This is a genomic window from Streptomyces sp. MMG1121, from assembly GCF_001280015.1.
Lineage (GTDB): Bacteria > Actinomycetota > Actinomycetes > Streptomycetales > Streptomycetaceae > Streptomyces.
On record NZ_LGDV01000152.1, the window covers coordinates 101,401 to 118,487 of the forward strand.

The 17,087-nt window shown below is 68.5% G+C and carries 15 protein-coding genes and 5 pseudogenes; 10 read left to right on the forward strand and 10 right to left on the reverse strand.

Annotation, left to right across the window (positions count from 1 at the left end):
* Nucleotides 1-412: 412 nt before the first annotated feature.
* The 5 genes and pseudogenes from ADK64_RS42925 to ADK64_RS47260 all read right to left on the reverse strand — a co-directional run.
* Nucleotides 413-559: pseudogene (locus ADK64_RS42925) on the reverse strand (RICIN domain-containing protein); the annotation flags it as partial.
* A gap of 98 nt (nt 560-657) precedes the next feature.
* Nucleotides 658-780: pseudogene (locus tag ADK64_RS47255) on the reverse strand (FHA domain-containing protein); the annotation flags it as partial.
* Nucleotides 781-879: 99 nt separating this feature from the next.
* Complete coding sequence (locus ADK64_RS15180; protein ID WP_053659105.1) at nt 880-1,410, reverse strand: WD40 repeat domain-containing protein; 531 nt, start codon at nt 1,408-1,410, stop codon at nt 880-882.
* A 92-nt stretch (nt 1,411-1,502) separates the two neighbouring features.
* On the reverse strand, nt 1,503-2,036 hold the full coding sequence (locus tag ADK64_RS15185) for a hypothetical protein (RefSeq protein WP_053659145.1): 534 nt from the start codon (nt 2,034-2,036) through the stop codon (nt 1,503-1,505).
* Between the two features lie 554 nt (nt 2,037-2,590).
* Nucleotides 2,591-2,814 (reverse strand): annotated as a pseudogene (locus ADK64_RS47260) (MerR family transcriptional regulator); the annotation flags it as partial.
* Nucleotides 2,815-3,088: 274 nt separating this feature from the next.
* On the opposite strand from ADK64_RS47260, the pseudogene ADK64_RS15190 reads away from it, so the two are divergent.
* The 8 genes and pseudogenes from ADK64_RS15190 to ADK64_RS15230 all read left to right on the forward strand — a co-directional run.
* Nucleotides 3,089-4,072, forward strand: a pseudogene (locus ADK64_RS15190) (IS256 family transposase); the annotation flags it as partial.
* A 29-nt stretch (nt 4,073-4,101) separates the two neighbouring features.
* Nucleotides 4,102-4,566: a hypothetical protein gene (locus ADK64_RS15195; protein ID WP_053659107.1), complete on the forward strand. Its 465-nt coding sequence runs from the start codon at nt 4,102-4,104 to the stop codon at nt 4,564-4,566.
* Between the two features lie 425 nt (nt 4,567-4,991).
* Nucleotides 4,992-5,978: an MsnO8 family LLM class oxidoreductase gene (locus tag ADK64_RS15200; protein WP_053659110.1), complete on the forward strand. Its 987-nt coding sequence runs from the start codon at nt 4,992-4,994 to the stop codon at nt 5,976-5,978.
* Nucleotides 5,979-6,449: 471 nt separating this feature from the next.
* A complete protein-coding gene (locus tag ADK64_RS15205; protein WP_053659112.1) occupies nt 6,450-7,424 on the forward strand; it encodes a hypothetical protein in 975 nt (324 codons plus the stop codon).
* Between the two features lie 82 nt (nt 7,425-7,506).
* A complete protein-coding gene (locus ADK64_RS15210; protein ID WP_053659117.1) occupies nt 7,507-7,941 on the forward strand; it encodes a hypothetical protein in 435 nt (144 codons plus the stop codon).
* 112 nt (nt 7,942-8,053) lie between these two features.
* Nucleotides 8,054-8,877 (forward strand): annotated as a pseudogene (locus ADK64_RS44975) (IS3 family transposase); the annotation flags it as partial.
* A gap of 269 nt (nt 8,878-9,146) precedes the next feature.
* On the forward strand, nt 9,147-11,006 hold the full coding sequence (locus ADK64_RS15225) for a tyrosine-type recombinase/integrase (RefSeq protein WP_234384581.1): 1,860 nt from the start codon (nt 9,147-9,149) through the stop codon (nt 11,004-11,006).
* On the forward strand, nt 11,003-11,575 hold the full coding sequence (locus ADK64_RS15230; RefSeq protein ID WP_053659119.1) for a DUF6262 family protein: 573 nt from the start codon (nt 11,003-11,005) through the stop codon (nt 11,573-11,575). The genes ADK64_RS15225 and ADK64_RS15230 overlap by 4 nt, the downstream gene beginning before the upstream one ends.
* Before the next feature lie 125 nt (nt 11,576-11,700).
* Here the strand turns inward: ADK64_RS15230 and ADK64_RS15235 are convergent, their stop codons facing one another.
* Together ADK64_RS15235 and ADK64_RS15240 are read right to left on the reverse strand one after the other, a co-directional pair.
* Nucleotides 11,701-12,324 (reverse strand): NADPH-dependent F420 reductase, encoded by a 624-nt coding sequence (locus tag ADK64_RS15235; RefSeq protein ID WP_053659122.1) that lies wholly within the window; start codon nt 12,322-12,324, stop codon nt 11,701-11,703.
* Between the two features lie 33 nt (nt 12,325-12,357).
* Nucleotides 12,358-13,092, reverse strand: a complete 735-nt coding sequence (locus ADK64_RS15240) for an SDR family NAD(P)-dependent oxidoreductase (RefSeq protein WP_053659124.1) — start codon at nt 13,090-13,092, stop codon at nt 12,358-12,360.
* 144 nt (nt 13,093-13,236) lie between these two features.
* On the opposite strand from ADK64_RS15240, the gene ADK64_RS15245 reads away from it, so the two are divergent.
* Together ADK64_RS15245 and ADK64_RS15250 are read left to right on the forward strand one after the other, a co-directional pair.
* Nucleotides 13,237-13,848: a TetR/AcrR family transcriptional regulator gene (locus tag ADK64_RS15245; protein ID WP_053659125.1), complete on the forward strand. Its 612-nt coding sequence runs from the start codon at nt 13,237-13,239 to the stop codon at nt 13,846-13,848.
* Nucleotides 13,849-14,355: 507 nt separating this feature from the next.
* Nucleotides 14,356-14,913 carry a hypothetical protein gene (locus ADK64_RS15250; protein WP_053659127.1) on the forward strand — a complete coding sequence of 186 codons (558 nt, stop codon included), beginning with the start codon at nt 14,356-14,358 and terminating at the stop codon, nt 14,911-14,913.
* Between the two features lie 357 nt (nt 14,914-15,270).
* On the opposite strand, the gene ADK64_RS15255 is transcribed toward ADK64_RS15250, so the two are convergent.
* The 3 genes from ADK64_RS15255 to ADK64_RS47270 are packed head-to-tail and all read right to left on the reverse strand — an operon-like array spanning nt 15,271 to nt 17,013.
* Entirely contained in the window at nt 15,271-16,392 is a 1,122-nt protein-coding gene (locus ADK64_RS15255) for an epoxide hydrolase family protein (protein WP_053659130.1), read from the reverse strand.
* A 52-nt stretch (nt 16,393-16,444) separates the two neighbouring features.
* Nucleotides 16,445-16,696, reverse strand: coding sequence for a hypothetical protein (locus ADK64_RS47265; RefSeq protein WP_234384582.1), 252 nt, complete (start codon nt 16,694-16,696; stop codon nt 16,445-16,447).
* 35 nt (nt 16,697-16,731) lie between these two features.
* A complete protein-coding gene (locus tag ADK64_RS47270) occupies nt 16,732-17,013 on the reverse strand; it encodes a hypothetical protein (protein ID WP_234384583.1) in 282 nt (93 codons plus the stop codon).
* Between the last annotated feature and the right edge of the window lie 74 nt (nt 17,014-17,087).

The following is a 17,087-nucleotide window of genomic DNA, read 5'->3' on the forward strand; positions in this document are numbered from 1 at the left end:
CGCTGGCCACCCCCCGCCTGCCGCGGGCACACCGTCACGACCTCCGCATCACCAAGGCGGCGGTGTCCGGGAAGAGATCACCGGGGCTTTCCGTTACCTGGGTTCCGGCAAGGCGAGCTACGTCACCGGGCACATCCTCTCCGGGGCGACGGCGGTCTCATGGCGGACGGGCCCCTGTTTCCGGGCACGTGAACAGCGAGGCGGCGTCGGCCTTGTCGGTTTCGGGGCTTTGTGCATTGCCGCTGACAAATGGCGCGCCGACTCTGGTGGGAGCCAACGATCGGCCACCTCTACCTCCAAGGTTCCCCAGGTGAGGCTTGTCCGCACCGCGGACCGTCGGCGAGCGGAAGGCGGCGCGACCCGCCCGGCGGGTGAGGGAGCCGGGCCGGTCGTCGTCGGTGGTGTCGGCTCCGCCGACGGTCCACTTCTGGTTGGCGCCGGCCGGGCAGCTCCAGATCTGCAGCCGGGTGTCGTTGGCCGAGCTGTTGCCAGTCGCGTCGAGGCACTTGTTCGCCTGTGGATTGACGATGTCGTGCGCTGCGGTGACCGTCCACTGCTGGGGGCTGCAGTCGCGCGTCGTGCCTGCTTGGCGCCCACGTCGTAAGGCCCGCCGCCGCGGTTGCCCACCGTGCGGTGTGCGTATCCCCCCTTAAGCGGCTTCCCGTTGACGTACGTGCCGTTGCGGCTGCCGAGATCTCGTACCCGCAAGTGCGGTGGGCTGATGTCGAACAAGCAATGATGGCGGGAAACCTTCCGCTTGGGGCCAGTCGAATGTCGCATTCGTCGCCGCGCCCGACCAGGCAGGTGGTGCGGCGGGTGAAGGTGTGGGCCTCGGCGGACGAGCCGACGCGGAGGGTCAGCGTCACGGACGGGGTCACGCTATCTGCGGCTTTCCCACCCGGGCTTCGGCTCCCGCGTGAATTCGATTGAGCTGAGTTCCCACCCCCGCACAGTGCCGTGACAGTCGCCACTCACGAGCCTGCGGCCGTCTTCACTGAGTGCCGCAGTGCGCACCGTGTCCGGATGTCCCTCCAGCGTTCGCAGCAGTCGGCCGGTGTCCAGATCCCAGACGCGGACCTGCCATTCGCGAACGCCGGCTACGGCGAACCGGCCGTCACCGGCGAGGCTGAGCGCTCTGGTCTCGCCCTCGTCGGGAATGGAGCGCAGGACGCGACCCGTGGCAAGGTCGTCGAACACAATCAGCGTCGTGAAGTCGACGGTCACTGCCCGCTCGCTGCCGACGGTGGTCGCCAGCACGTGGTAGTTGTTCGAACCCGCCACCGAGTAGAGCTGCCTGCCCGTCAGGGTGTCGAAGCCCCACAGGCCGTAGGGGCCGTAATCCAGCAGAGTTCGGCTGTCCGGACTGAAACGCAGGCGGAGCGCGGCAGGCCGCCCGGTCTGGTGCCACATCCGCTCGCCCGACTGGTCCGGCGGGACCGCCAGCGGGCGAACGGGCTCTTGGCCCCAGCGCGTCCGATCGCGGAGAGGGCGGGGGCAGCATGTTAATGGTTCTCGACCTCCAGCGCTCCTCGCGCCAGGGCGATGAACGTGACGTACGTGTCCCGGAAATCCCGGTAGGCAGCGTCGTACGCGTCCCGGTGCTCAGTATTGGCGTCATCGAGTAACGCTTTGAGCCGCTGCTGTACGCGCCGGGCCATGTTCCGTACGTGATCCGCCGCGTCGGACACCGAGGCAGGACCATCGAGCCGGACCTCGTGCATCGCCCTGTTCATGTCCCCAATGGCCGGGCCGATGCGCTCGTACATCTGCGTCAGGTGCCGGTCCTTGCTCTCACGGTCGCGCGCTGCATCGACGTCGTCAATCTGCCACGTGACCACGTTGAACGCGTGTACGCGGCTCATCATCTCCCGATACGCGGCTCGGCGCCGCTCACGCTCCTCACGTAGAGCCTCTGCCCGTGCGGTTGTCTCGACTTGGGCTCGCGCTGCCCGGAAGGTCGCCTGCGCGGTGATGTAGCTGGCTCCGAGTGCAGTCAGCGCGGTGAGGATGCCGACCCACAGTCCGCTGTTCGCCATGGTCGCAGAGTCTGTCAGCTGAGAGGGCAGTGAGACAGTCCGCGAGTCGATCACTGAAGGCCTACCGTCTTGATTTTTGCTGGTGAGATGGGCTGGTGTGTTGCTGGTGCGGGGTCCTCGGACTGGTGGAGGGGGGGAGTCGAGGGTCTTGATCGTCGGGCAGCCTTCAGGGGCCGTCTTCGTTTCCAGATCACGGAGCGGGTGCCTTCGTAGGCTCGTGGGATGACGGAGATCAGCGAGGTCGCCGAACGTGTCGCAGTCCGCCGGGCGGAACTCGACGAGGGGGAGAAGCTCCTGGTCGAATGGCTCGAGAAGGTCCGTGCCGAGCGCGAGGGACTCGCGGTGGCGATGCGCGTGTGGGAAACGCATGCACGCCCAGCCGGACGCGGAGACGCCGCCGACGCAGGCTGTGCCTGCCCAGGTGGGCGGCCGCGGTGTGCTGCTGGTCCCGCACCAGGAGGCTGGTGTCAGCGAGGACGTCCTGCCGCCGGACTACCAACAGCTCATGAAGATCGTGCTCCGGAGTTCTTCGGCTTCTGCGCTGAGACAACCCGTCAGGCCACCGGGCGGATCAGGTCGGCGGGTTTCTGCCGGAGTGCGGCTTCTAGCCGGTCGCGGGCCTCGGTCTGGGCAGCGATCCGCTCGTTGAGGACCGCCAGCCGTTCCGATGCGACCCGCAGACCCTTGGCCGACGGGGGGCGGCAGTCACATCGCCGTCCAGGCACGGCAGGAACACCCGTACGTCGTCCAGGGCGAGTCTGGCAGTCAGCAGGGGCCGTCACCGTTGCTCCTGTCCCTGCTCGCGCAAGGCACGGGCACCCTTGCAGCACCAGTAGCCGTCCATGACCACGCCCGCGTTGTAGTCCCAGTGCTTCTCCTGGCAGGAGAAGCAGCGGGGGTCGCGGTGGAATGTAGTAGTGGTCCCAGTCGCCGCAGGGCTTGAGCCGGCCGCGGAACCGCCTGAACCAGCGCACCTCGGTCCGCGGGGGCCCCACTTCGCCACCACGTCAGGGACGCGGCTGTCGACCGGCGGGTGCCTCGGCTCGTATGCCGGGTCATCCAAGGGGTTCTCCTCGAAGATCCTGCCGCCGTGGTGCCGCAAGTCGCCCAAGGTCAGCGAGGTGCTGCCACTGCTCTACCTGCACGGGCTGTCCTCGGGGGACTTCGTGCCCGCGTTGGGGCAGTTCCTCGGCTCGACGGCCGGCCTGTCGCCGGCCACCGTGACCCGGCTGACCAGGCAGTGGCAGGACGACCACGCCGCCTTCCAACAGCGCGACCTCGCCGACAGCGACTACGTGTATGTGTGGGCGGACGGGGTGCACCCCAAGGTCCGGCTCGGACAGGCGCACTCCTGCGTCCTGGTGCTGATGGGTGTGCGGCTGGACGGCACCAAAGAGCCGATCGCGCTGGCCGAGGGGTTGCGTGAGTCGACCGAGTCGTGGGCCGACCTGCTGCGCGGCTGCCGCAGGCGCGGCATGCGTGATCCCGAGCTGGTCGTCGGTGACGGCGCGATGGGGCTGTGGAAGGCGCTGGTGGAGGTGTTCCCGGCTGCCCGGCACCAGCGGTGCTGGGTCCACAAGGCCCGGAATGTCACGAACGCCCTGCCGAAGTCCGCGCAGCCGGGCGCGACGACGGCGATGCGGGAGATCTACGACGCCGAGGACCGCGCGCACGCCGAGAAGGCGATCGAGGCGTTCGCGAAGACGTACGGCGCCAAGTTTCCCAAGGCCGTCGGGAAGATCACCGACGACGCCGATGAACTGCTGGCGTTCTACGACTTCCCGGCCGAGCACTGGATCCACCTGCGGACCACGAACCCGATTGAGTCGACCTTCTCCACGGTCAAGCTCCGCACCAAGGTCACCCGCGGCGCCGGAAGCCCGGCCGCAGCCCTCGCGATGGTGTTCAAGCTCGTCGAGTCCGCCCCGGTCCGCTGGCGGGCGATCACCGGATCCCACCTGGTGCCCCTGGTTCGCGCGGGCGCCAGGTTCGAGAATGGCATCCTCGTCGAACGTACCGAAACACGGGCCGCGTGAGGGCGTGGGGCTGGGGAGGCAGGAGAACCGTGGCGGTCTGTTTCGAGCTCGTGGTGAACTTCGGCGACGACGCCGAGGCGGCACAGGCTGCCGCCCGCATCGACCCCAAGCCATGGGTGCTTCGCGCGGGCGCCCACCGCGTCCCTCTCCACCGGCCGCTGCTGGCGAAGGTGGGCTCATACATCGAGCTCTCGATCCTGCCCGTGGCCGTCAGTTGGCATTGTGGCCTGGACGGCAGCCTCCCCAGATTCGAGCTCACCGCAGCAGACCTGACCGAACTGGGACACCAACTCTACGAACTGCTCGCCCAGTTCCATGGATATGTCGCCGCCAAAGTCGGCTGGGATCCGGAATCACTCCTGGACCCTGCTGAGCTCAGGTGCGAGTGGTCAGATGAACTGAACGAAGGCAGCATCCACGGGCTCGTACTCAGCGAAAAGCTCCATGCGGAACTTGACCTGAGCGCCGACTACGAAGTGTTCCGGCCCGGGTAGCGATGGATACCGTATCGCGGGGAGGAATCGAGCAACTTCACGGCCGACTAACGAGACAAGCTCGGGACCTCACCCTGCCCAAGCCTGCTCATCCACACATCTTGACAATTACTCGCTTGAGGGTCGACCCGCGCACTCAGGACTACTACGCGCCGGATCAAAGAGGGTAAGACCCGTCGCGAAATCGTCCGTTGCCTCAAGCGCTATGCGGCCCGGGAGGTCTTCCACCTGGTCAGACCGCCACAGTCAGGACCCCGCTCATAGGGGCTGTGTGACACCTGACTGCACGACGAAGCCCCGCCGGTCTGCCGTGCGGCGATCGTGGACCGGAGGCAACTGGCGCACAGATTTCACCTACCGGCCCAGGCAACGCAGCGGTGGGGACCACCGCACCTGAGGCGCACACCGATCCCTATGCTGACGGCATGATCGATGTGCCGATTTCAGCGCTGGAAGTCGCGGTGGTCGAATCAGGGACCTGTGGCGTGGACACCCTGCGTGACACCGCCACCTTCGCTTGCAGGCTCGAACTGCTGGGGTATCACCGGATCTGGTATGCCGAGCACCACCATTCGCCCGCGATCGGCGCGTTTCCACCGGTGGTGCTGATCGCTCATGCGGCGGCCTCGACCTCAGCCATCCGGCTCGGGTCGGGCGGAGTGCTGGCGCCCAACCATGCGCCCATCACGCTGGCAGAGCAGTTCGGAACACTGGCCGCGTTGCACCCGGACCGCATCGACCTGGGTATCGGCCGCGGCCCTGGCACCTTCGACGAGGCCACCGCGCGGGAATTGCGCCGCGGAGCCGGACCGGCGACGGACGCGCAGTACCACGACGACGTCGCTGCGATCCTGTCCTTTCTGGTCGACGAAGTGGCGCTCGGCCCGCTGCCGGAGCCATGGCTGCTGTGCTCCAGTACCGCAGGTGCCGCCCTCGCCGCGCGACTCGGCCTGCCGATCGCCGTCGCACACCACATCCGGCCCGACAACACCTTCACGGTGCTGGAGCGCTACCGTGCGGCGTTCATCTCGTCCCGCTGGTGCGAGCAGCCCCGGGTTGTGGTGTGCGTGGAGGCGATATGCGCTGAGACGGAGCAGGAAGCGGCGTGGCGAGCCGGGCCCATGGACGTCGTCAAGGCCGGGCTGCTCAAAGGTCTGAGCGAGATTCCCTTCCCCACGCCCGCGGATGCCGCCGCCCATCCTTTCACGGCGGAGGAACGGCAAGCGCTTGCCGGTTTCCGTGCACAGCAGGCGTGCGGGTCGCCCGAGGCCGTCGTGCGCCGGCTCGCGCAACTGGCCGCCGATACCGGAGCAGACGAACTCATGCTGACCACACCTGTCTACGACCTCGACGCCCGTGTGCGCTCCTACGACCTCATCAAGAAGCACTGCGAGGCCACGAAAGCACTGTGACAACCGCGCAGCACCGAACCTTCTGTCCTGGCCCGCCCACCTGGGCTGCCGCGCGCCGCATCAGGGAGGGCGAGAACCGACCCGACGCGAGATCGTCCCACCCCTCAAGCGCTGTGCGGCCCGGGGGGTCTTCCACCTGGTCGGACACACGCCGCCGTTGGCTCCGCCAGCGTAGACGCGGGAAGTGTTTGGCCCGGCCGGCCCGGCCGCCATCCCGGTGATGCGCCCGGAAGGGGAGTCGGGACGTCGGCGGCGGAAGCTACGACAGCGGGCCGCTGGCCCGTTGAGCTGTGTTACCCGAACCTCTGAGTTCGCTCTGAGGCTGATGAGGCAGTCTTGAACGACAGAGGAACGATCACCTAACGTCTCCCGGCGCAAGGCACGTTCCAACGTGGTGACACCAACGAGCCGCCTGGCCAGCGGCGTTGCACAGCCCTCCCGCAAGTCCACCCGACAGAGAAGGGCACCACCGTGCTTCGTTCTGTACTTGCCGCCGGCTGCGCCACCGCGCTCGCCGTCGTCGGTCTCGCCGCCGCCGCACCCGCCGGGGCCAGCGAAATCGCCCCGCACCACCAGATGAAGACCCACGGCGCACAGGCCGCAACTGCCACGGCCGGCAACCTCTCCTACGGCGGCGGCAACGTCGTCACCAACCCGCAGATCTACGTCGTCTACTGGGGAAACCAGTGGGGCACCGGCTCCACGGTCACCAACGACCCCTCGGGCGAGGCCGCGCTGCAGCTGAACTTCTTCCAGCACGCCTACGGCAGCGGTGACAGTTGGTCCAACTCGCAGACCCAGTACTGCCAGGGCGTGGCCGTCGGCACCACCCAGTGCAACGGCGCCGGCACGGCGGTGGGCCACCCGGCCTCCAACCCCGTGGGCGGCACCTGGCTCGACAGCTCGTCCAAGGTCGCCAACAGACCGAGCAACGCCGCAATAGCCGCCGAGGCGGTCAAGGCCGCCGCTCACTTCGGCGTCTCCGGCGACAACGCCGAGGTCATCGTGGACCTGCCGCAGGGCGTTGCGCCCAGCGGCTTCAAGACGCAGTACTGCGCTTGGCATGACCACACCACCACCGGCTCAGGGGCCGACCTGCCCTACACCAACATGCCGTACATCACGGATGCCGGTACGGGGTGCGGTGCCAACTTCGTCTCCACGGGCTCGTCCGGAGTCAACGGCACCACCGAGGGCATCACCATCGTCGGCGGCCACGAGTACGCCGAGACCCTCACCGACCCGGCACCCAGCAGCGGCTGGACGGACAGCACCGGCTACGAGACCGGCGACAAGTGCGCCTGGATCTCCAGCGGCCAGGGCGCGTCCACCATCGCCAGCCTGAACGGCGCGAACTTCGCCGTGCAGTCGCTGTGGAGCAACAACTTCAACGGTGGCGCGGGCGGTTGCGTCGTCTCCTACACCAGCGCGAGCAACCAGCACTGACACCGCCGCCGAATCCGGAGGCCGAGACCGTAGCCATCACCGGTGCGGTCTCGGCCTCCGGCCTCATCCGAGGAGCACGATCGTGAACCGAGCCCTGCCCGCCCTGACTCTCGTGGTCACCGCTCTGCTGTCCGCCTGCACCGCCGGCATACACGCCGTGGCGGCGCCCCCGGCACACACCTCGACCGCGTCGACTCATCCAGCCTGCGCGAAGCTGCCGGACGACGTGCTGCCACACTCAGCTGGGCAACTGACCCAGCAGCACAGTGGCGTGTACTGCCTGCCACACGGTCAGCGGGTGGACGTCTTCCTGACCGCAGGGAAGAGCGGCCGGTGGCAACCAGTCCACGCAAGCGGGAACGGCGTGCTGGCGCCCGCGAACACGGGCGTGATGACCGCGCCGGTCGGCGTCACCCCCGCGATGTTCATGGGTGCCACGGACGGCACGGCAGTGCTGACCAGCACGACCCCGTCAGGACACAGGTGGAAGGTCACGATCGAGGTCACAGGCCACTAGCTTGATTCTGAGGGTTGGGACTGCTGCACGGATAATTGACACTGACCTGCCCCACCTCTCAGGTTCCAGTTCTGGTGGCTAACTGACAGCCCTTCACGGAAGGCTGGCAGTCATGCCTCGTCCCTATCCTCCGGAGTTCCGGGCACGCGCCATCGCGCTGATCCGCGCCGGCAAGCAGGCCAAACAGACAGCGGTGGAGTTCGGCATCCATCCCGTCACGTTGTCGAAGTGGTTGCGGCAAGACGACATCGACAACGGGCGGCGACCGGGAACGCCGTCGAGCGAGTCCGCTGAGTTGCGGGCCGCTCGCCGGCGGATCCATGAGCTGGAAACCGAGCTGGCGATCGTCCGGCAGACGGCGAAGTTCCTCGGCGAGGACAAGCCGGCCCCAAGAGGCTCTACCCGGTGATCGACCGACTCGTCGATGCCGGGGCACCGGTCAACAGGTGCTGCCGGATCCTTGGCGTCGCCCGGCAGAACTACTACAAGCACAAGCGCACACCGACCACTCCACGGCAGCTACGGCGGGACTGGCTGACCGGGCTGATCCGCGAGGTTCACGTCGCTTCCCGCGGCACTTACGGCTACCGCCGCATCCACGCCGAGCTCACCCTGGGCATGGGCATCCGGGTCTGCACCAGGACCGTGTCGGTGCTGATGACACAGGCCGGGATCCACGGCCTGCCCGGACCGGTGCGCATCAAGCGGCTGCGTGGCATCGTCACCGCCGAGGACCTGGTCAATCGCAAGTTCCATCGGTTGCGTCCCGACGGGCTGTGGGTCACCGACATCACGCAGCACCGCACCAGGGAAGGGTGGGTGTACTGCGCGGCGGTCCTGGACGCGTTCAGCCGCAGGATCGTGGGCTGGTCCATCGACTCACGGCAGGACTCCACCCTCGTGGTCAACGCGCTGGACATGGCCATCGGCCAGCGCACGTACACCATCGACGTACCGTGTACATGACCTGACGATCTCGTTGAGGAATCACCCCCACCCAGCGCAGAGGTGTTCGGGCCGGGTGCGCGGGTGCCCGCCATGACGGACGGCCCGGGGGAGCCCAGAGACCGGCAGGGTGGGGCGGTGACCGAGTCGTCGGCCGCGAGCCCGTCGAGATCAACTGCACCGACCCCGATGCCTTCCGGCTGTGGTGCCGCACCGCCCGCCCCGCCTCGCGCGCCGGCACCGTCAATCTCCTGGGCCTTGTGCCGCTGGTCCAGGCCGAGATCCGCTTCGGGCTGCTGGCCCATGCCCAGAAGGCCCAGCGCACGGCCTGGCCGCTGTGGCACATCCAGGCGGTGGCGAACCTGGCTCGCCTGCGCGGCGTGAACTCTGTGCTCGACCTGCTATCCGACCCGGCGGCGCTCGCCGAGCATGAGCGGCGGATTCTCAAGGAGACCGCCCCCGAGCTGCGGATCGTCTACGTCACTGAGCAGGAGGCCAAGGAGGCTGGCTTCCTGGAGACCGTGCACTACGGCATCCGCTACAAACGCCGCTCCAGCCACTTCGACTTCACCGACGTGCCGCAGCGGTGGCTGCGTGATCTTCTCTGGGACCGTGTGGCTCGCCGCCTGCGCTCTCCGCAGGCCCCGCGAAGCCCGCAGCACATCGAGAACGGGCGCAAGGCGTGCGTTGAGCTCGGCGTGTTCTTGACCGCGGTCGCGCCCGGCGGCGGCCACGAGCCGACTGCGCTCACCGCGGATCACATGCAGCGCTTCGTGGCCGATCACAACAAGCGGGCGCGTGAGGGCCTGCCGTCGCTGGCGATCAGCCGGGATGGACGGCCGATGAAGGTCACCGGCTACACCCGCCGCAATGTCTTCAACGAGGCCCGGTCGATCCTGCGTGACGCCCTCGAGAGCGGGAACGCCGAACGCATCGGGCTGCCCCGGGAGTTCATCATCGCCCTGCCGACCGCTCAACGGGCCGACCGCACCCGCAACCCGTTCCCCGACCCGGTGGCCCGGGCCCTGGCCGACGAGTCGAACCTGGAGCTGCTGGATGACCGCCTCGACCCGAACGACATGGGCTATCGCGACATCTGGGAGGCCCTGGTGTTCACCGGCCGCCGGGCCTCGGAGATCACCGAACTGTTGCTGGAGTGCACCTCGATCCACCGCAAGGTCCCCTTCCTCTGGCACGACCAGACGAAGGTGGGCAACCTCGACGAGGCCATCCGCGTCCCGCAACGCCTCTACGAGCGGCTGGAGTTGCGCAAACAGCGCACCGTCGAACGCTTCGAGGACCTCTACGGCCGCAGCCCCGGCCCGAAGGAACGCAAGGGCCTCGCCGTGTTCCCCTCGCCGCACAAGAATCCGGACGGCACGGTCGCGATCACCTACAGCATCTTCGGTGACGCCTTCCGGGACTGGCTGGAGGCGCTGGACATCGGCGCCTGGGTGCCACACCAGGGCCGCCACACGCTCGCCACGAACCTGCTGAAGAACGGTGCTGGCCTGCACCACATCAAGCAGTACCTCGGCCAGATCTCCGTACGGATGGCCGAGCACTACGCGAAGGTCGCCTCCTCGGAGGTCGACGACGCACTCGAGCGGGTCTGGGTCAGCGGACCGGGCTCCGCGGAGCCCGGCCTGCTGCTCGCCTCGCCGTCCAAGCACATGACCCGGGCCGAGGCCCAGGCCATGGCGATCGACCTCGCGCGCCGCAGCACCCCGGCCGAGGGTGGATTCTGCACCTACCAGCCCGTGGTGCGCGGGGACGCGTGCCCGTGGGACCTGGACTGCCACAACTGCGACAGGTTCGTGATGTCCGGCGCCGACCTCCTGTACTGGCGCCGAAAGGCCGAGCAGTGGGCCTCGCTGGCCGAACGCGCCCCGGACGACCGGACCGCCGACTACCTCCACAGCGTCTTCGAGCCCACTGCTCGCGCCATCGGCGGCCTGGAGAAGGCGCTGGCCGGCCTCGGCATGCTGGAGGACGCGCTCGCCCTGGACCTGCGCCGGCCCCAGGACTACTTCGACCGCATGTGGACGCTCGCCTTCAAGGCCAGTGACCTCGCCGCGATCGACCCCGACGGCACCGACTCGTACGAGGAAACCGCATGACCGCCTCATCGCACCGCACCGCCCAGGCTCTGCGGGCCCGCAGCCAGAAGACCGAAGCCAGCTTCGTGCGCATCAAGAGCGTCGTCGACCAGCTCGCCAAGAGCGGCGGCCCGATCACCGTGGCCGCGGTCGCCCGGCGAGCGGACGTCTCGCGCACCTTCCTCTACGAACACACCGAGGCCCGCACCATCGTCGCTGAGGCCATCCGCCGGGCCCGTGGACTGCGAGCACAGACCGATCAAGCCCAGTGCGAGGCGGTTGAGGCGTCCTGGCGGGAGCGGGCGCTCAACACCGAGGAGGCCCTGAAGAACACCAACGTGGAGGTCGTCAATCAGCGAGAACGCATTGCGGAACTCCTCGGCCAGATTGCTGCCCTGCAGGGCGAATGGACCGACGCCGACGTCGTGGGCATCACCAGCGCCAACGTCGCCCTGCAACGCGAGGTCAGGGCGCTGACAGCCGAACGTGACCGCCTCACTAGACGTCTCGCTGCCGCCCGAGACAACGCGCGATTCGCCGACAAGCGCATCGCCGCGCTCGAAGCGCAGATCACCGCCCCACCCACATGACGACGCAGGCGGCCGATGCACGGCGGGACGGGGCGGTCATCGACCTGACGGCGTACAGGACGGCTACCGCCGACTCGCCACGGCCTTACTTGGCGGGTCCTTTCGGTGATCCGTCAACCTCTTGTTCAGGCGGGAAGTTCGGTGATGCTGAGGGCGAAGTCCAAGTTCCCCACCCCGTGGTTGGCGAGGCCCACCGTGACCACGCCCGCTCCCTCCAGCCAGTGCGCCATTTTCAGGCCGCCGACGTCCAGCGGGCGCATCCCGAGGCTCTCGATGAACGCTTCCACACTTGCCTTGGCCTGCGCGCTGTCGCCAGCGATAAAGACGTCGGGCCGGCCCTTCTCCAGGACCTGGCGGAAGATGGTGTTGAACGCCTTCACCACGCTGGCGCTGGCCGGGGCAGCCTTGGCGACTTCCTGCGCGATGGAGGTCTCCTCGCGGTGGGCCAGGCCGTCGAACGTGGAGTTGAAGGGGTTGCTGATGTCGACGATGACCTTGCCCGCGAGTGCGTCTCCGTACTGGGCGATGGCCGGCACGACACCGTTGTACAACAGGGCCACGATGACGATGTTCCCGGCCGGCGCGGTGCCCCATTCTCCGGTCGTGGCGCCGTCGCCGAGAGCCTTGGCCAGGTCAGCGGCCTTGGACTGATCGCGGCCCATGACCTCGACGGTGTTGCCGCCCGCTATTGCCCGCGCGCCGATGGTGCGGGCCATGTTTCCGGTGCCGATGATGCTGATGTTGCTCATGAGATGTCCTGCCCTGGTTGGGGGTTGTCCGGTTCAGATGGCGGTGGTGCCGCCGTCGGCGACGAGTTCCATGCCGTTGACGTAGCTGGAGTCGTCGGAGGCGAGGAAGAGGGCGGCGGTGGCGATTTCGTCGGGGCGGCCCATCTGGCCGCGGGGGATGAGGGACTCGAACTGGCGCTTGGTGGCCTCGTCGAAGAGTTCTTCCTGCTTGGCGGTGGCGACCTGGCCGGGGGTCAGGACGTTGACGCGGATGCGGCGGTCCTTCAGCTCGTTGAGCCAGACGCGGGCCCATGCCTGCTGGACGGCCTTGCTGCCGGCGTAGACGCTCCAGCCGGGGAAGCCGCCGAGGGAGGCGTTGGAGCCGGTCATGAGGATGGAGCCGCCGTCGTTGAAGAGCGGGAGGGCCTTCTGGACGGTGAACAGGGTGCCGCGGGCGTTGAGCCCGAACCAGGTGTCGAACTGGGCCTCGGTGATCTCGCCGAGCGGGGCGGGCTCGCCGCCGCCGGCGCTGGCCCACAGCACGTCGAGGCTGCCCTTCTCCCGCTTGACGGTGTCGTACAGGCGGTCCAGGTCGTCCAGGTCGGCGGCGTCGCCCTGGACGCCGGTGACGTTGCGGCCGATCTGCTTCACGGCCGCGTCCAGGGCGTCCTGGCGGCGGCCGGTGATGAAGACGTGCGCTCCCTCGTCGACGAACAGCTTCGCGCCGGCCAGCGCCATGCCGGTGGTGCCGCCGGTGATGACCGCGACCTTGCCGTCGAGCTTTCCCATGGTTGCTCCCTGGGGTCGGTGGTGCCGTGTGCACCTGGGACGACGGTTTTATGTACACCGCCCTGTGTGCTTACGGTACGGGGCGAGCGGCTGGGGCGCAAACTATGTACACCGGTCGTTACCCAACGGGGGTACCATGGACCCATGACGGAGTTGGAGAAGGGCCCCACGGGCCGCCGCCGCGGCCGGGGCGCCCGCGAGCGCATCCTCAGCGCGTCCCAGCGACTGTTCCGCGAGCAGGGCATCAACCGCACCGGCATGGACCAGCTCTGCGCGGCGGCCGAGGTGTCCAAGCGCACGGCCTACCAGCACTTCACCGGCAAGGACGAACTCGTCGCCGAGTACCTGCGCCGGTTCGACCCCTCCGTTCTGTCGGGCGTGTTCGACCGCACCGACCTCACGCCCCGCGAACGGCTCCTCGCCGCCTTCGACATCCCCCCCACCACCCCCCTGTGCCCCTACATCGCCGCCGCCGTCGAACTCCACGACCCCCAGCACCCCGCATCCCAGTACGCACGCGACTACAAGAAAGCCGTCGCCGCGCGGCTCGCCGACACCGCCCGCGAAGCCGGCGCCGCCGACCCTGAACAACTCGGCGAGCAGCTCGCGCTGCTCCTCGACGGCGCCGCGGCCCGCACCCGGGTCCTCGACGCCGACGCCTTCCCCACCGCCGCCGCCATCGCCGCCGTCCTCATCGACAACGCCATCCCCGCCACAGCCAGCGATGACCGGCGACGGGAGGAATTTTCGAGCTAACGTGGCCCTGCGCAGCCGCACGTATCCTTGCGCAGCGACTCCAAGTGCTTGCCGTGATTCCAGGCGAACCGGCGAGCCTGCAGCTCTATCGCCGGATGCTCAGGCTGAGCCGTCATCTGCTCCGAGTGCTTGCGGTAGTGGTAGACCTCGGTCGGCAGCAGGGCACGGCGGGCAGTACCGGTGACGCCGACGAGATGGGCGTAGTCCTCCCTCTGAGGCAGAGCGGCATAGCCACCGCTCGCGCGCACAATCGCGGTGCGAGTCGGGAGCGTTGTCGGTCCGATGGGAATGGCCGAATCCGGGGACGCGCCTCGGTGATCAATGAGGCGTTCAACAACTGGCTCGCCGCGACACCCGATTGAGTGGACCATGGCTCGGTCGGAAGCGCCGTCACGTACATGTCCGTTACGTTCAATACCAGGTCACCGGCCACCGAGCGCCTCCGCCGGCCGGAAAACGTCGGCGTGCAGGTCCGCGCTCCAGCCATCCGGGCGGGTGACAGTCAGGGTGATCGACCACCAGGTCGACGGGGGCGAGACAACCAGGCTGCTGACCGACTTGCTCGATCCCGAGTCCTGGCCCGCCGGGGAGCTGGCAGCCCTGTATCACGAGCGCTGGGAGGTCGAATCCGCCTACCGGCAGCTGAAGACCTTCCAGAGGGGAAAGGCCGAGGTTCTGCGGTCGGTGTCGCCGGAACTGGTACGGCAGGAGATCTGGGCCCACCTGACACTCCATCACTTTCTGAATCGGATCATCATGCGGCTGGCCGACGGCGAGGGCCTGGACCCCGACCGGATCTCGTTCGTCAAGGTCCTCAAGCACACACGACGCAGCGTCGTTGTCCAGGCAGGCCAATCAACCCGCCGCCTGCGGCAGTTCATGAAGCGGATGGCCACGAAAGTCGTGCGCAAGCTCGACAACGGGCTACGGCGACTACGCGCAGCGGACCGCTACACCCGCCATCCGGTCTCGCAGTACATCGTGCGCAAGAAGGACCATGTCAGGCGAGGCACACGACGCGTTCCGGAGAAGGTCATCACCCTTACGCCCGCGATACTTCAGTAGCTCAAGCAACGGCATTGGGACAACGGCGTGAAGTGGGCGAACCTGCCTGCGGATTTCCCGCCGTTCAAAAGGGTGCATGCCTTCGCCCGCCGCTGGCAGATCCAGGGCCTGCTCGCCGAACTCCACGACCGGCTGCGCGACCGTGTCCGGGCCAAGGAGGGCCGCGCGGTGGACCCAACGGCCGCGATCGTGGACTCGCAGTCACTGCGGGCAGCAGCAAACATCCCCCGCTCGACGTCCGGCTGGGACGGCGGGAAGAAGGTGGCCGCAGAGCGCGGCCGTCGTTTTGCCGGTAACCCGGGGGAACTGACAGGACCATCCCCTGGGCGCGGGCTTCCCAGGGGGTGGCACGGACAGTCAGCGGAACAGGCGGAAGAACCCGCGCACCTGCTCGACCAGCGACTCCGGCTGCTCCAGCGCGGCGAAGTGGCCACCATGCGGCAGTTCCTCGAACCAGCGCAGGTCGGTGAACCGCAGCTCGGCCTCCCGCCTCGACGGGCGGGTTATGTCGCGCGGGTAGACCGACAGCCCGGATGGCGCGGTCACCTCGTCCCGGAAGTTGGCGAAGCTCTCCCAGTACAGGCGCGCCGACGACGTGGCCGACGCGGTGAACCAATAGACCGAGATCTCGTCGAGGATCGTCTGCCGCGACAACGCGTCCTCGGGATGGCCGTCGTTGTCCGTCCACGCCCAGAACTTCTCGGCGATCCAGGCGGCCTGCCCCGCCGGGGAGTCGGTGAGGCCGTAGCCGAGCGTCTGCGGCCGGGTCGCCTGGATCGCCGAGTACCCCCGGCCGGTGCGCTGCATCTCCTTGTCGGCCTCGAGATTCGCCAGCTCCGCGGGCGTCGGGTCGTCGAACGTGCCCGCCGCCACGGATCCCAGGTTCAGGTGCACGCCGGCGACCCGCTCGGGCGCCACCTCGCCCAACACCGCGGACACCGCCGAACCCCAGTCACCGCCCTGCGCGCCGTACCGTTCGTAACCCAGCGAGACCATCAACGTGTCCCAGGCGCGCGCGGTGCGAGTGATGCCCCACCCGGTCGTCGACGGCTTGTCACTCCAGCCGTACCCGGGCAACGACGGTGCGACCACGTGGAACGCGTCCGCCGGATCCCCGCCGTGCGCGCGCGGGTCGGTCAGCGGGCCGAGGACCTCCAGGAACTCGAGCACCGAACCCGGCCACCCGTGCGTGAGCACGAGCGGGAACGCGTCCGGCTCCGGCGAGCGGACGTGCAGGAAGTGGATGCCCAGCCCGTCGATCGTGTCGCGGTACTGCGGGAACACGTTCAGCCGCTCGGCGAACCCGAAGTCGTAGTCCTCGGCCCAGCTGCGGCAAAGCTCCTGCGCATACGCCAGCGGCAAACCCTGTGACCAGTCGTCCACCGGCTCGCGCTCGGGCCACCGTGTCCGTCGCAATCGTTCACGCAGGTCCGCGATCTCGGCTTCGGTGATGCCGACTTCGAATGGCTCGGCGGACATGGCAAGGCTCCTTACTGGTCACGGCGTTATCGGATCAGATGCAGGTGGACCGTCATCGCGGGCTCCCACGCGTGGCGTCGGGTTCGGGACGGCGGTCGGCGGTAGGGCGCCGGGTCAGGCTGAGGACGAGTCCGGCCAGGGGGAGTGCCGCGAGCACGGCGAGGGCCACCGACACCGGCACGATGCCGGACAGACCCGCGACAGCGGCCGGACCGATCCCGCCACCCAAGGCGTTCATGAAGTTGAGCAGGCCCTGTGCGCTGTCGCGGTCGTCCGCGGCGACCAGGTCCGGCGCGAGGCTCACCAGTACGGCTTGGGCGCCGGCGAACCCGCACACAGTCAACGCCGTGCCGACGACAACCGGGACCCGGTGAAGATCGCGACCACGAGCACGCCGACGACGGTGAGTGCCGCAAGCCCGGCCGACACCTGCCAGCCGGTGAACCGGTCGGTCAAGGTGCCGACCAGCCGCCCGGCCAGCACCGAGCAGGCGGCGGCCGGGACCAGGAGCACGCCGGCTTCCAGGGGGCCACCGCCCGTGGCCTGCTCGATCAGGGACGGGGCGCGGAACAGCACCCCGTAATAGCCGGCGAAGAACATCCGGCCGCCGGAGGCGGTCACCGGCAAGGAGAAGCGGCTGAACGCCGCCTCCTACGGCTACAAGGGCCGCCTCGGGGACGCCGAGTACGACCATC